The organism is Flavobacterium sp. 103, from assembly GCF_003096795.1.
Taxonomy (GTDB): Bacteria; Bacteroidota; Bacteroidia; order Flavobacteriales; family Flavobacteriaceae; genus Flavobacterium.
Window position 1 is genome coordinate 3005871 of the sequence record NZ_QENX01000001.1, and the last position, 12973, is coordinate 3018843.

Sequence of the window (12973 nt, forward strand, 5' to 3'; positions counted from 1 at the left end):
GTGTGTTAAACAAAAATACAATTTTTCAAATAATTATTAACTAAAAATTTAAAATTATGAATGCAATTGAATTTTCACAGCAAAAAGAGTTGAAGGAAGTAATTACCGAGCACATTAAAACATCTGCTATTTATTGTTTTGGCAGGCAGAAAACAACTTATAGTTCGAGCAGGAAAATTTATCCTGATAAAGAACTACAAAAAGAACATAGTCATTTATACCTCTTAGTTTTTGTATATGAAGCCAAAGAAAATGCAGGTAGTGATATAAGTGATAAGATAAAAGCAAAGACTCAGGGTTCTTTGACCGCTACTGTTCTTATACACCACGTACAGAGTCTTAAAGACCTTTGTCAAGACCAGCAGTTTTTCTTTTGGCAGATCATGCAGAAGGCAGAGCTGTTATTTCAAGATATTAACAAGCCTCCTTATTTAAATATTAGCGAAACTCCGAAAAGAAATTTAAAATCCACATCGCATTATATAGCATGGAGGAATAATAATATTGCTACAATCTGGGGCTGGGTGTATAATGATGATGATGCTTCTAGTTCAGATGAAGTAAAAATGTCCGCTCTTCATCAAATAGTAGAGCAAATCTGTTTGTCTTTGATCCGTGCCTTTATAGGCTATACTCCTAATCATTTTGCATTAGAGTATTTATTTAATCTCTGCGAATACTTTACTACCATAACTTCAGACTTTTTCCCTCGACAAACCTGGGAAGACAAATCCATATTTAAACTCCTTAAGCAACAGCCTAACACGTTGCGTTTTAGTAAGGCTAACGATGTTGATTATTTATATTATCAGGTAGTGGAAGAGAGATGCAAAAATTTTAAAAACCAAGCGGAAATTTTGATACAAAATGAAATAAACCGACAAAATGAAGTTGAAAATGAACCTTAGAAAATAAAATAAATAATATGGAAACACATAAAAATAAAGACCTAGACGATTTCATTGAAGAAATAACCACATGCGGTTACTTTACTACTTTGAAACCTGATGATAGAAAAAATTATCTGTTTAATGCAAAGATAGGCTTTGACAGATACTCTTCTATGCTTATTGCGGTACAGGATTTATTAAAAACCTGTCTGAATACTATTTATAATCATGAGAATGGAAACGCAACAGAGGTTGAAAATCCTATAATACACCTTAAAACTCTTTTGGAAATCGCAGTGCAATTATTGCCTATTAACGAAGGAGAAGCATTTGATGCAGTTCATAAGTTTGTTTTAAAAGCGAAAGAGTTTGAGAAGAATGATACATTATCACTGGATAAATAATTAATGATAAAAATAAAGATTATGGAAAAAGATAAAATCAAATTAAACGAGTTCATAGAGAACCCAGAGCATTATTTTGTACTGCTAAAACCAGCATTAGAAACAAGAAATGACATACACGTTATTGAAATTAGTGTGCAAGGATATAGAGACCTGTTTTGTCTGATAATGGATTTACTTAAAACAGCAAAATTTGCTTTAGACGGAATTGAAGTCAGTATTGAGAGTACTATTAATACTGAAAGATATGTTGGAAGTCTTTTAAGAATAATAGAAATGCTGATTCCATTGGAAGAGGCAGAATTACTGGACATAATTTATGGAAAACATTTAAATGAAAAAAATAAGAACGCTTCCTAATTGACTATCCATTTGAAATTTTAATAAAACGGCGACTTTGGAGACGTTTTTCAGCCCCCTGCAAGGGCAAGTGGTTTTGAGATGCAGAAAGTATTTCAAGCATCTCAAAACACAACTTGCTATTTTCTTTCGAAAATATTCTTACTGATGGTTTTAATTGAAAGGGCTTGATGCCCTTTTTTTTGTTTTGCGGATATTTAGGAATGTTATGTATTATGATTAGTTTGATCAAAACTAGCCTTGATGAGACCGTGCAGAAATAGGATAGTATTGGCAGTCCAGGCTTTTAATGCATTTACCTCCGTAAATTCCAGAGAAACTTAACTTCAATTCTCTGCCGAATTGGAAAATATGCAGATGTGTACATTAAAGTATAAATATTTAGATGCATATTCTAATGCATATTTGAGCATAAATGCAGTTCTGTATGGACGCACTGATTTAAAGAAGTATTTAATCCCATAAGTAAATGCGCCTGTATGGTTGTATTTATGTACATACGTTTTTACAATTTTACTCTTTTACATAAGTATGCTTTTACGCATAGACATGAATGCTCCTTTATCTAAATAAGTAAATAGGTTTCCAGATACAGACGTATATCCATATCTAACAACATAAATATATTTTCAAAAGAAACAGAAAAACCGAAAAAAAGAAAAAGAAAGCAATTTTACAGGACGGGATGCAGACAGACCAAAAGGAAACGGAATAAGTCCCGAAGGGTGGTTTGTGAGGCACGAGCAAAACATTATGCCGTAGTCTTTTGGACAGGCTGATCCAGCACGTCCTACCTTGGTTTTCTTTTTATTATTTCTTTGGGTAAAATATAAAGTCCAACCCGTTCAAAGTCTGACATGTACTGCCAATCAAAGATTTAAAGTGCCGGAATGAACAATTTAAAAGTTTGATAATTACCTTTTGCCGTAAAATCAAAATCATGAAAAAAGATAACCACAAAAATAAAGCACTGAAAAAAAAGGAAAAGCCGTTGAAACCGCCAAAACCTGAGGACGAAAAAAAGAAGGAAATTAAAAAAAAGAATAATAAGGAAATTCCATTTATGCAGGTAGACAGGGGTGGAAACATCTTTACCAATTTCTTCTCTAATTTTCTCAAACAGTTTAAAAATCCAACAAAAACAGGACTGGGTAGATTGTTAGATAAACTACTGGTTATTAAAATTGAGGAAAGTGAAAAGAAGCCTGCACAGAAGCCTGAAAAGCCTTTGGATGTAATGGGGTCTGTAAAAACGGTTTTTCGTTATGTAAACAATAATAGCAGGGACAATTTAACTCCAAGCGAAAAAGAATCATTGAGACAGCGTACAAACCAGCCACTCAATATTGGTGTTAAGACGGAACAAAGTAAAGACGAGGAATTAAATAAACCAAGAAAAACCCGTTTAGGGATTTAGGTATTCACTAAATCCAGTCATAGGGTTTGTCCTTACGGTTCAGGTAGCAGTACATCTCTTCCTTTTTGAGTTCGGGAAAGAATTTAAGGGCATCTTCAATGGCATAGTTGGGCAGAAAGTAAATCTCGTCACGAACAGCCGTAATCACTTTTTCACGACCATAAAAACGGACGATTTCGTCAATTTGATCCTGACCTCCACGCTCAATAATACGAGCAATTACCATTTTATACGAGCGTTCCCAATTAATTTTATCAAATATAAATTCCCAAAAGAATTTGGGATGAAGATTGGGGATTTCTTTGTGTTTTTTTGTCTTTTCCATACTTTAAATTTAATGATTTCCAGTGACTTATGCAAAGGTTTGCCTGTGTAAATCAGTCCTTTTCTTTAAGAAATAAGAAGCCGATTACTTCCAAATGCTTCCACATTTGAGCGTCAATGCTGATAATAAAATATATTGGTTTTTAAATAATGCCAAGCAATAAAAGTCATGGAAAACAATAGTAAAACCAACCCGCACAAAGGAGGCAGGCATCCCAAAAAAGATCCAGCTGTTCACCGCTATTCGATCAGTCTTACCGCTGAAGAAAATGCCCACTTTCAGACTCTTTTTGAAACATCGGGCATGACTGTAATGGCGCACTTTATTACGGCATGTATTTTCCAAAAAGGCATCACAACAATAAAGATTGACAAGGCTTCAATAGAATATTATGTACGCCTGACTTCTTTATTTGGGCAGTTCAGGGCTGTCGGGGTAAATTACAATCAAATAGTCAAGATTTTATACCGAAATTTTTCCGAAAAGAAAGCTTCGGTGTATCTGTACAAACTGGAAAAACAGACAGCAGAATTAGCTGTGTTATGCCAAAAGATAATACAGCTTACAGGGGAATTTGAAGAAAAGCACCTTAAAAAAAAGTCTTAACATGATAGCGAAAATCGCAAGAAGCAGTAATTTATATGGAGCATTAACATATAACTATCAAAAGGTTGAAAAAGAAAATGCGCAGGTTTTGTTTACACAGAAGATTATCGAAGCTCCCGACGGGAGTTATTCCGTAGAACAGCTGTCCCGTTCTTTTGAATTATATCTGCTGACCAATCGAAGAACGGAAAAACCGATACTTCATATTTCACTAAATCCTGACCCGAAAGATAAAGTAAGTGATGCAGATTTTAGAGATATGGCACAGGACTATATGAAGCAGATGGGTTACGCAAATCAGCCTTTTGTAGTATTCAAGCATACTGATATTGAGCGTACCCACATTCATATCGTGTCGGTCTGTGTAGATGAAGACGGCAGGAAAATATCCGATAAATTTGAAAAAAGGCGTTCGATGGCTGTATGCAGGACATTGGAAAAACAGTACAGCCTTATATCCGCTGTGGAAAAAAAGCAAGATCCGCAGAATCAAATATTCAAACCCGTTGATTATAAGGCAGGCGATATAAAAAGCCAAATGGCATCAATACTGCGTCATTTACCCAAGCATTACCAGTTCCAAACTTTTGGGGCGTATAATGCTTTGCTTTCCCTTTTAAACATTACCGCTGAAGAAGTCAAGGGCGAATATAACGGAGTTCAGAAACTGGGAATGGTATATTTTGCGTTGAACGAACAGGGAGAAAAAGCAAGTAATCCCTTTAAGGCTTCGCTGTTTGGCAAAAGTGCTGGATTCGCACAACTGCAATCTCTTTATGAGCAAAACACAATAAAACTAAAAGGTCATCCTGCTAAGGGATCAGTTAAAGACAGGATCGAATCAATAATGCAGACTGCATCAAACGAATCGGAATTTAAGAAAAAGCTGTTGGAACAGGGTATCAATGTTGTTGTGCGCCGAAATGCTGAAGGGCGTATTTATGGCATCACTTTTATTGACCACAAATCCCGTTCTGTTTGGAACGGTTCACAATTAGGAAGGAACCTTTCGGCAAATGTATTTAATGACTGGTGGAATAACGGTAATAAAACAGATCTGCAAGAAAAAGAAAATACAGCTTCACAGAAAATTACCCATGTGGGGAACGAGATCAGACCGCCACACAGCCTGTTTGACTTTTTAGGCAAAGAAGAGACCTTTTACAGCGGGCAGGAAAACAATCTTATTGAAGCGTTTGGAAGCTTATTGCCCGAAACGCAGGGAGAAGATTATCAGGAAACTAATTTTGCCAATCAAATGAAGCGAAAGGGGAAACGCAGGAAACCAAAGCTTTAATTCTCTTTTTGAGCACGTCTGAGTTACATCAAATGTATGAAACATGATTTTCAATGTACCATACATAAAGAAATGATAGGATACATTATTGTGTTTTTTTTAATTGCTTGTTATAAAAAAATGCAATTCCGCAATTATGTTTCACAGCACCTCTTTAATTAATCCAATAAGATCTCCATCCTATGATTTTTCGCAATTATGAAAGCCTACTGTTTGGTTCATTCATTAATAGAACTTCAAGATTGCTGGGGTTTTCTCAGCTCTAAAAAATAAATTGTCTTGGACATTATGACATCAAAAGACAAAGAGTGCCGACAGTGATGACACTGCAATTACTTCAAATACGCATTTTTATATTTGTTACTTTCTATATTAAATAGAAGTGAAATGAATGTAAAATTATCAAAGACCGTCATAGCGGTCTTTGGGTTACTAACGGAGAAAGTCAAATGAGAAGTGATGATGATGATGATAATGGAAAAGGAAAGCTGAGTCCCGAGCAGGTATTGAAAATGCTAAAAGAAGAAGGGATGGATGTTACCCTTGAACAGGCGAAACTGATTTTAGAGTTTTTACGAAAGCTTGCAGGTATTACAGTATCTAATTATTTAAAAACAAAACAATGAAAAAAACAGCAGATTTATATGTACGGGTGAGTACCGACGAGCAAGCAGACAGAGGATATTCTCAAAGAAATCAAGAAGAGGTTTTAAGAAAATATTGCCAAATCAATGACATCACGATAAGGGATGTGATTTATGAGGATCATTCCGCTAAAACATTTATTAGACCACAATGGAATAAACTACTGGAAAAGTTAAGAAAAAATAAAAACAAAACTGATCTAGTTCTGTTCACAAAATGGGATCGATTTAGCAGAAACGCTGGCGATGCCTATCAAATGATAAATATACTTAGAAAACTTGGTGTTGAGCCACAAGGAATAGAGCAGCCTTTAGATTTATCAATTCCTGAAAATAAGATGATGCTGGCCTTTTATTTAGCCGCTCCAGAAGTGGAGAATGACAGAAGAGCTTTAAATACTTTTCATGGAATGAGAAGAGCGAGAAAAGAAGGTCGTTACATGGGTTTAGCTCCAGCAGGGTATATTAACAGAATTCGTGAGGATGGCGCAAAATACATTGCCTTTGATGAGCCGGAAGCTTCTATTATTAAATGGGCGTTTGTAGAGCTTGCAAAAGGTGTATTTAATACAGAACAAATATTTTTTAAAGCAAAGAAGAAAGGATTAAAATGTTCAAGAAATAATTTTTGGAGATTAATTAGAAATCCTGTCTACTGTGGAAAAATCACGGTGCCTAAATATAAGGATGAAGAAGCAAAATATGTTACAGGACAGCATAAGGCTTTGATTACGGAAACTCTTTTTAATGAAGTGCAAGAGGTATTAGATGGCAGAGGAAGAAACTTTCGCCCAAAAATTGTTACGAAAGAACCTTTTCCTTTGAGAGGATTTTTTATGTGCCCTGAATGTAATAAAATACTAACAGGAAGTATTTCTAAGGGAAGAAATAATTATTATGCTTACTATCATTGTTCTGCTGGATGCAGATTTAGGATTAATGCAGATAGTGCAAATACTGTTTTTATGGATAATCTCAAGATGTATATACCGATAGCTGAAATAGGAAATGTCTACAAAAATTTAATTATTGAGGCTTATAAAGAGAGCGATAAAGTGAATATTGATTATAAAATAAAGCTAGTTGAAGAAATTAATGACTATAAAAAGAGAATTGCATACATCAGAGATTTATTGTCAAAACAACAAATTGATGTATCGGATTACAGTGAAATGAATTCGAATTACAAAAATGAAACCATTAAACTTGAACAAAAGCTATCAAATATAAGTGAGAGTAGTCAAGATGTAAAGGATCTACTTAGTAAAGGCGTGTTAAGGCTTCTTGAATTGAATCAATGCTATAAAGACGGGGGTTGGATAGGATGTAGGGAACTAATTGGTTCGATATTTCCAGAAAATTTCACTATCGTAAAAAATACGTTTCGAACCGCTCGAGTTAATGAAGTTTTGGAGCTAATCTATATGATTAACAGGGCTTTGTTTGAAAATAAAAACGGGATAAAGAAAGATTTATCTTCTTTATCCCGTCAAGTAGCGAAGACGGGAGTTGAACCCGTGACCTCAGGGTTATGAATCCTGCGCTCTAACCGACTGAGCTACCTCGCCATATTTGGGATATATCCTATCCCTGAATGCGGGTGCAAATATAAAACAATAATTAGAGTTTGCAAGCGAAAAACAACAAAAAAAAATTTTTTTTGAAAACGTTTTTTTTTTGAGGTAATAATCTATATATTTCCAGAATATTAGACAAAATTAGACAGATTCATGGATTTAAAAGTGCGTTACGAAATAGAATTCCCCATAAATTCTTCTCCTCAATTGTTGTATCAATACATTTCGACACCTTCGGGTTTGTCTGAATGGTTTGCCGATAATGTAAATTCTCGTGGTGAGTTTTTTACTTTTATCTGGAATGACTCCCAAGAGAAAGCAAGATTGGCTTCCAAAAAATCAGGGGAGAAAGTGAAGTTTAAATGGGTTGATGACAACAATAAGGATACCGAATATTTTTTTGAGTTGAATATCTTGGTCGATGAATTGACCAAAGATGTTTCTTTGATGGTGGTTGATTTTGCTCATAAAGAGGAACTTGAAGAAGCGACCCAGCTCTGGGAAAATCAAATTTCAGATCTAAAACATGTTATAGGTTCGGTGTAGTAGAATTGTATATTATAACTTATATTTGTCACGCTTTTTAGCGTGACTTTTTTTTGAAAAATAGTATGATAAATTTTAATGGTTCGATAGTGTCTGAGGATGCAAATGTATTAGTGCAAAATAGAGGCTTTTTGTATGGTGATGCAGTTTTTGAGACTGTGAAAATTGTAAATGGGAAAATTCTCTTTTTAGAAGATCATTACTTCAGGCTTATGTCATCAATGCGTGTGATTCGAATGGAAATTCCAATGAATTTTACGATGGAATACCTAGAAGAACAAATTCTTACTTTGGTTAAAAATAATAATATAGAATCGTCTTCAAGAGCTAGAATTACGGTTTATAGAAATGATGGAGGATATTATTTACCACAAAACAATACGGTTTCTTTTTTGATACATGCTATTCAGCTCGAAAATACAGCATATTTGTTTAATGAAAATGAATATGAAGTTGATTTGTACAAAGATTTTTACGTCACTAAGCAATTATTGTCCTCAATTAAAACGACAAACCGTCTGATAAACGTGACAGGAAGTATTTATGCTAGTGAAAACGGATTAGATAATTGTATTCTATTAAATGATGCGAAAAATGTTGTTGAGGCTTTACAGGGTAATATTTTTATGCTAAAAGACAATAAGCTAATCACTCCTCCAGTTTCAGAAGGTTGTTTAAATGGGGTTATGAGGAAACAAATTTTAGAATTGGCAAAAAAAATGACTGCTATTGAAGTAATAGAGGGAATTATTTCGCCTTTTGATCTTCAAAAAGCGGATGAATTGTTTGTGACAAACGTTATTAAAGGCGTACAACCAATTACAAAATACAGAAAAAGAGAATTTTCGATTGAAGTTTCTAAAACTTTAGTTGCAAAACTGAATGAATCTTTAAACTTGGTTTAGTTTAGATAAGGGTTTTCGGGAGCGTTGGACCAAATAAGGTATTCACCTCCCAGTTCTATGATTTGTTCTTTCCAGAAATGAGCAGTTGATTTTCCGATTATTTTATTCTCGTAATTGTTTTTGGTGATAATCCAAGAATTGGCTTCCATTTCTTTTTCAAGTTGGTGCTCTTCCCATCCTGTGTATCCCAAAAAGAAACGAATGTTCTCTTTTTTTATTTGACCTTTATTAATGAGTTCTTTTGTTGATTCAAAATCACCTCCCCAATAAATTCCGTTGGAAATCTCGATACTATTCGGTATTAATTCGGGGATGTTATGAATGAAGTAAAGATTATCCTGTTCTACAGGTCCACCATTAAAAATCTTAAAATTGGCATTAATTTCAGGAATCAAATCATTGATGGTGTATTTCAATGGTTTGTTCATGATAAAGCCTACAGAGCCATCCGCATTATGATCTGCCAAGAGGATTACTGATCGATTAAATGATAAGTCTCCAATTATTGATGGTTCAGCAATAAGTAAATATCCTTTGTTTAATTTTTCTGAAATCATAAGGCGATATTTTTAATTAAATTTAAGAAAATTTAAATTGACTAACCAAATTTTTTCGATTTTAATCGTTTAAAAGCAAAAAAAAACCTTCCAATCGGAAGGTTTAATTATATAAGATAAACTATAGTTAGTTTACTGCTCCTTCTAAATCTGCTCCAGCTTTGAATTTCACAACATTTTTTGCAGCGATTTGAATAGTTTTTCCAGTTTGAGGATTTCTTCCGTCTCTTGCAGCTCTTGAAGATACTGACCATGATCCGAATCCAACTAAAGATACTTTACCACCTTTTTTCAAAGTTCCACCTACATTTCCTAAAAATGATTCTAATGCTAATTTTGCAGCAGCTTTTGTGATTCCTGCATCAGCAGCGATAGCGTCGATTAATTCTGATTTGTTCATAATAATTTGATGTTAATTGTTGGTTAAAATAATTGTTAATTAGAACAAAATTAACAGGAAATACGGTCTTTGCAAGTGTTTTATACATTTTTAGTGTATTTTGTTAATAACTTACAATCTTTGTTCATAAAGTTGGCTAAAATTCTGAAAAAAATAGCACTTAACTCCTGTTTTTATTGACATTAATAGACTTTTGCGCTTTCTGAAAAAGTAATACCGTTTAATAATTCAGCAGTAGTCATTTTCTTTTTTCCTGGGAATTGAAGGGATACTATTTGAATATAACCTTTATTTACTGCAACTTTCATTTCTTTTTTGGTGCAAAATAAGCTGCCAATAGTGTGATTATGTTCTTCTGTAATAGCTTTAGATTCGTAAATTTTTACATTCCATTCTTCGCCTTTGTCGCCAAAAAAACACCAAGCAGCGGGGTATGGACTTAAGCCTCGAATCAAATTGTAAATTTCTGTAATCGATTTTGACCAATCAATTTTGCAATTTTCTTTATTTAGTTTGTATGCCGTTTTGATGTCTGAAGAATCATTCTGAATTGTAGTTGTTGCATTTCCGCTTTCAATTACTTTCAATGTGTCTATTACAGTATCACATCCTAAATGCATTAATCGATCGTGCAATTGCCCAGCATTTTCAGTGTCATCGATTGCTGTTTCGGAACTTAAAATCATCGCTCCGGTGTCTATTTTATCATCGATAAAAAAAGTAGTCACACCAGTTTTGGTTTCTCCATTGATAATTGCCCAGTTAATCGGCGCTGCTCCTCTATAATTAGGAAGCAATGAAGCATGCAGGTTGAATGTTCCCAATGATGGCATTTCCCATACTACTTTTGGTAACATTCTAAAAGCAACAACAATTTGCAGATTAGCGTTTAATGATTTTAATTCTTCAAGGAAGCTCTCGTCTTTTAGATTAGTAGGTTGCAATAAGTTTAAATTATTTTCCAGTGCATATTCCTTTACCGCCGAGTATTTTAGTTTTTGTCCTCTTCCTGCAGGTTTGTCAGCGGCTGTGATTACACCTACCACTTCATAGTTGTTTTTGATTATGGTGTCCAGAATGCCAACGGCAAATTCGGGAGTTCCCATAAATATAATTCTTAATTTTTCCATTAGGCTTTTAAAGTGTATTTATTATTTTTTTGAATTATTAAAAGATCGTCTTCCAGTAATTGTTGCAATACAAAGGTAACATCGTCTGAAGTGTTTTTTGTCTTCTCTTGAATTTCTCTTGAATTTAAATCTTCGCCTTGCAATAAAGTCATAATTTTTTTAGAAAGAGCATTGTAATCTTTTTTAGGTTTAACCAGTGTTATGCAGTAGGAACAAATGCCGCAATTGGTAGTTGCTTTTTCGCCAAAATAATCCAAAATCATTTTGCTCTTGCAAACATTCTTTTCCTTTACATAATTAAGTACCGATTGCAATTGTTCTTTTTTGAGTTCGTTTTGTCTTGATAAATATTTGGAAACTTTATTAATCGTCCTTTCGTCTTCCCGAATTTCATTGAAAATTAAAGTTGCATCATTGTTTTTAGAATGATACTCTATAATTTCTTTGTCTTTTAGTTTGTGCAATACGGCTAGTACTTCGACTTCGGAATGATGGGATTTCTTGGCAATCATTGGTAAATTGAATGCGGTTTGCATTTCATAAACTCCAGGATAATTCCTGAGTATAGTCAAAATGATTTCCTCGTCATTGGGATTCAAACTCGTATAACGAATGACTTCTTTGGATGGAATTAAAAATTGTAATGTGATTTTTTCGGAAAATTCTTGGGACAAAGTCAGAACGCCCTGTCCGTCCAAAAAACGCATTGCATTGAATGTTTTCTGTGTCGGAAATCCGTATTTTAAACAAAAATGATGCAAATTAAAAGAGAATTCCTCGTTTATCCCTTCTCCATAGGCTATGCGAAAATAATTGCAGAGTTTTACATACATGGTGTTCAAAAAGGCTTTGTCCGGCAAAACGTTTATGAACTGACTTTCGGTTTGGATAATATCCGATGGGCTAGTCAATAAAACGGCATACGCTTTTTCGCCATTTCTTCCGGCACGTCCCGCTTCCTGATAGTAATTTTCCATATTCTCGGGTAACTGAATGTGAACAACGGTTTTGACATTAGGCTTGTCAATTCCCATTCCAAAGGCATTTGTGGCAACAATAACCTGTGCTTTTTCTTCCATCCAGAGTTGCATGTTTTTGTCTTTTTCTCTGGATGTAAGTCCTCCATGATAATAAGTGGCTTGAAACCCTAACGTTTGTAATTGGGTAGAAATGTCTAGACACGATTTTCGGTTTCGAACATAGATGATGGAAGGCTGGGGATTTTTTTTAAGAATTTGCTGTATTCGAAAAAGTTTGTCTTCCACTTCAAAAACCATGTAGGCAATATTTTTTCGGGCAAAAGACTTTTCAAACTGCTTGGGATTGTGCATCCCTAGTTCGGTAATGATATCTTCTTTTACTCTGGGCGTGGCAGTTGCTGTCAAAGCTAAAAATGGAACTTTTGGGAAATAGGTTTTCAACGCCGAAATCTTCAGATATGCCGGTCGAAAATCATGTCCCCATTGTGAAACACAATGCGCTTCGTCAATAGTTATCAAGTTTATTGGAAGATTCTTTATGCGTTCCAAAATCCAATCTGATTGCAAACGCTCTGGAGATACGTACAGAAACTTATAATTTCCAAATTGACAATTGTCCAACAAGTCAATCATTTCTTCAGATCGTATACCTCCAGTTAAAGCAATGGCTTTAATTCCTCGATTTTGCAAATTGGCAACTTGGTCTTTCATCAAGGCAACCAGCGGAGAAATAACCAAGCAGATCCCTTCATTCATCATACCCGGCACTTGAAAGCAAATCGATTTCCCGCCACCTGTGGGCATTAAGGCAAAAGTATCTTCGCCACTCAAAACAGAATCAATAATTTCTTTTTGTAGCGATCTAAAGGTAGTATGTTGCCAATATTTTTGAAGAATTGCTAATGCTTCTGGCATTATTTCTGGTTTAGATTTTT

At 34.4% G+C, this 12973-nt stretch carries 15 protein-coding genes and 1 tRNA gene; 10 read left to right on the forward strand and 6 right to left on the reverse strand.

Annotation, left to right across the window (positions count from 1 at the left end; translation table 11 throughout):
- Positions 1 to 56: 56 nt before the first annotated feature.
- From C8C85_RS12575 to C8C85_RS12590, 4 genes are all read left to right on the forward strand, one after another.
- Complete coding sequence (locus tag C8C85_RS12575) at positions 57 to 908, forward strand: hypothetical protein (protein ID WP_116797367.1); 852 nt, start codon at positions 57 to 59, stop codon at positions 906 to 908.
- Between the two features lie 17 nt (positions 909 to 925).
- Positions 926 to 1294 (forward strand): hypothetical protein, encoded by a 369-nt coding sequence (locus C8C85_RS12580; RefSeq protein ID WP_116797368.1) that lies wholly within the window; start codon positions 926 to 928, stop codon positions 1292 to 1294.
- A gap of 21 nt (positions 1295 to 1315) precedes the next feature.
- Positions 1316 to 1654, forward strand: a complete 339-nt coding sequence (locus C8C85_RS12585) for a hypothetical protein (protein WP_116798480.1) — start codon at positions 1316 to 1318, stop codon at positions 1652 to 1654.
- Between the two features lie 940 nt (positions 1655 to 2594).
- Positions 2595 to 3071: a hypothetical protein gene (locus C8C85_RS12590; protein ID WP_116797369.1), complete on the forward strand. Its 477-nt coding sequence runs from the start codon at positions 2595 to 2597 to the stop codon at positions 3069 to 3071.
- A gap of 7 nt (positions 3072 to 3078) precedes the next feature.
- Here the strand turns inward: C8C85_RS12590 and C8C85_RS12595 are convergent, their stop codons facing one another.
- Positions 3079 to 3396: a DUF6922 domain-containing protein gene (locus tag C8C85_RS12595; RefSeq protein ID WP_116797370.1), complete on the reverse strand. Its 318-nt coding sequence runs from the start codon at positions 3394 to 3396 to the stop codon at positions 3079 to 3081.
- Positions 3397 to 3564: 168 nt separating this feature from the next.
- Here C8C85_RS12595 and mobA point away from each other — a divergent pair, with 168 nt between their 5' ends.
- From mobA to C8C85_RS12610, 4 genes are all read left to right on the forward strand, one after another.
- Positions 3565 to 4002, forward strand: coding sequence for a conjugal transfer protein MobA (gene mobA / locus C8C85_RS12600; RefSeq protein ID WP_116797371.1), 438 nt, complete (start codon positions 3565 to 3567; stop codon positions 4000 to 4002).
- Between the two features lies 1 nt (position 4003).
- Positions 4004 to 5299, forward strand: coding sequence for a conjugal transfer protein MobB (gene mobB, locus C8C85_RS12605; protein WP_116797372.1), 1296 nt, complete (start codon positions 4004 to 4006; stop codon positions 5297 to 5299).
- 449 nt (positions 5300 to 5748) lie between these two features.
- Positions 5749 to 5925, forward strand: coding sequence for a hypothetical protein (locus C8C85_RS18465; RefSeq protein WP_165818122.1), 177 nt, complete (start codon positions 5749 to 5751; stop codon positions 5923 to 5925).
- Positions 5922 to 7478, forward strand: a complete 1557-nt coding sequence (locus C8C85_RS12610) for a recombinase family protein (protein ID WP_116798481.1) — start codon at positions 5922 to 5924, stop codon at positions 7476 to 7478. Before C8C85_RS18465 ends, C8C85_RS12610 begins: the two co-directional genes overlap by 4 nt.
- Here the strand turns inward: C8C85_RS12610 and C8C85_RS12615 are convergent.
- Positions 7438 to 7511: transfer RNA gene (locus C8C85_RS12615), tRNA-Met, on the reverse strand. The two genes, C8C85_RS12610 and C8C85_RS12615, sit on opposite strands and share 41 nt — an antisense overlap.
- Before the next feature lie 162 nt (positions 7512 to 7673).
- On the opposite strand from C8C85_RS12615, the gene C8C85_RS12620 reads away from it, so the two are divergent.
- Together C8C85_RS12620 and C8C85_RS12625 are read left to right on the forward strand one after the other, a co-directional pair.
- Positions 7674 to 8066, forward strand: a complete 393-nt coding sequence (locus C8C85_RS12620) for an START-like domain-containing protein (RefSeq protein ID WP_116797373.1) — start codon at positions 7674 to 7676, stop codon at positions 8064 to 8066.
- A gap of 65 nt (positions 8067 to 8131) precedes the next feature.
- Positions 8132 to 8971: an aminotransferase class IV gene (locus C8C85_RS12625; protein WP_116797374.1), complete on the forward strand. Its 840-nt coding sequence runs from the start codon at positions 8132 to 8134 to the stop codon at positions 8969 to 8971.
- On the opposite strand, the gene C8C85_RS12630 is transcribed toward C8C85_RS12625, so the two are convergent.
- The 4 genes from C8C85_RS12630 to C8C85_RS12645 all read right to left on the reverse strand — a co-directional run bounded on the left by C8C85_RS12630 (position 8968) and on the right by C8C85_RS12645 (position 12953).
- Positions 8968 to 9528, reverse strand: a complete 561-nt coding sequence (locus C8C85_RS12630) for a YqgE/AlgH family protein (protein ID WP_116797375.1) — start codon at positions 9526 to 9528, stop codon at positions 8968 to 8970. The two genes, C8C85_RS12625 and C8C85_RS12630, sit on opposite strands and share 4 nt — an antisense overlap.
- A 127-nt stretch (positions 9529 to 9655) precedes the next feature.
- Positions 9656 to 9928, reverse strand: coding sequence for an HU family DNA-binding protein (locus C8C85_RS12635; protein ID WP_077375548.1), 273 nt, complete (start codon positions 9926 to 9928; stop codon positions 9656 to 9658).
- Positions 9929 to 10110: 182 nt separating this feature from the next.
- A complete protein-coding gene (gene fmt / locus C8C85_RS12640; protein WP_116797376.1) occupies positions 10111 to 11058 on the reverse strand; it encodes a methionyl-tRNA formyltransferase in 948 nt (315 codons plus the stop codon).
- Entirely contained in the window at positions 11058 to 12953 is a 1896-nt protein-coding gene (locus C8C85_RS12645) for an ATP-dependent DNA helicase RecQ (protein WP_116797377.1), read from the reverse strand. The genes fmt and C8C85_RS12645 overlap by 1 nt, the downstream gene beginning before the upstream one ends.
- Between the last annotated feature and the right edge of the window lie 20 nt (positions 12954 to 12973).

Excerpts from the sequence above, each read along its gene's own strand:
- C8C85_RS12575 (WP_116797367.1), top strand. The coding sequence starts at position 57 with ATGAATGCAATTGAATTTTCACAGCAAAAAGAGTTGAAGGAAGTAATT.
- C8C85_RS12580 (WP_116797368.1), top strand. The coding sequence starts at position 926 with ATGGAAACACATAAAAATAAAGACCTAGACGATTTCATTGAAGAAATA.
- C8C85_RS12585 (WP_116798480.1), top strand. The coding sequence starts at position 1,316 with ATGGAAAAAGATAAAATCAAATTAAACGAGTTCATAGAGAACCCAGAG.
- C8C85_RS12590 (WP_116797369.1), top strand. The coding sequence starts at position 2,595 with ATGAAAAAAGATAACCACAAAAATAAAGCACTGAAAAAAAAGGAAAAG.
- C8C85_RS12595 (WP_116797370.1), bottom strand. The coding sequence starts at position 3,396 with ATGGAAAAGACAAAAAAACACAAAGAAATCCCCAATCTTCATCCCAAA.
- mobA (WP_116797371.1), top strand. The coding sequence starts at position 3,565 with ATGGAAAACAATAGTAAAACCAACCCGCACAAAGGAGGCAGGCATCCC.
- mobB (WP_116797372.1), top strand. The coding sequence starts at position 4,004 with ATGATAGCGAAAATCGCAAGAAGCAGTAATTTATATGGAGCATTAACA.
- C8C85_RS18465 (WP_165818122.1), top strand. The coding sequence starts at position 5,749 with ATGAGAAGTGATGATGATGATGATAATGGAAAAGGAAAGCTGAGTCCC.
- C8C85_RS12610 (WP_116798481.1), top strand. The coding sequence starts at position 5,922 with ATGAAAAAAACAGCAGATTTATATGTACGGGTGAGTACCGACGAGCAA.
- C8C85_RS12620 (WP_116797373.1), top strand. The coding sequence starts at position 7,674 with ATGGATTTAAAAGTGCGTTACGAAATAGAATTCCCCATAAATTCTTCT.
- C8C85_RS12625 (WP_116797374.1), top strand. The coding sequence starts at position 8,132 with ATGATAAATTTTAATGGTTCGATAGTGTCTGAGGATGCAAATGTATTA.
- C8C85_RS12630 (WP_116797375.1), bottom strand. The coding sequence starts at position 9,528 with ATGATTTCAGAAAAATTAAACAAAGGATATTTACTTATTGCTGAACCA.
- C8C85_RS12635 (WP_077375548.1), bottom strand. The coding sequence starts at position 9,928 with ATGAACAAATCAGAATTAATCGACGCTATCGCTGCTGATGCAGGAATC.
- fmt (WP_116797376.1), bottom strand. The coding sequence starts at position 11,058 with ATGGAAAAATTAAGAATTATATTTATGGGAACTCCCGAATTTGCCGTT.
- C8C85_RS12645 (WP_116797377.1), bottom strand. The coding sequence starts at position 12,953 with ATGCCAGAAGCATTAGCAATTCTTCAAAAATATTGGCAACATACTACC.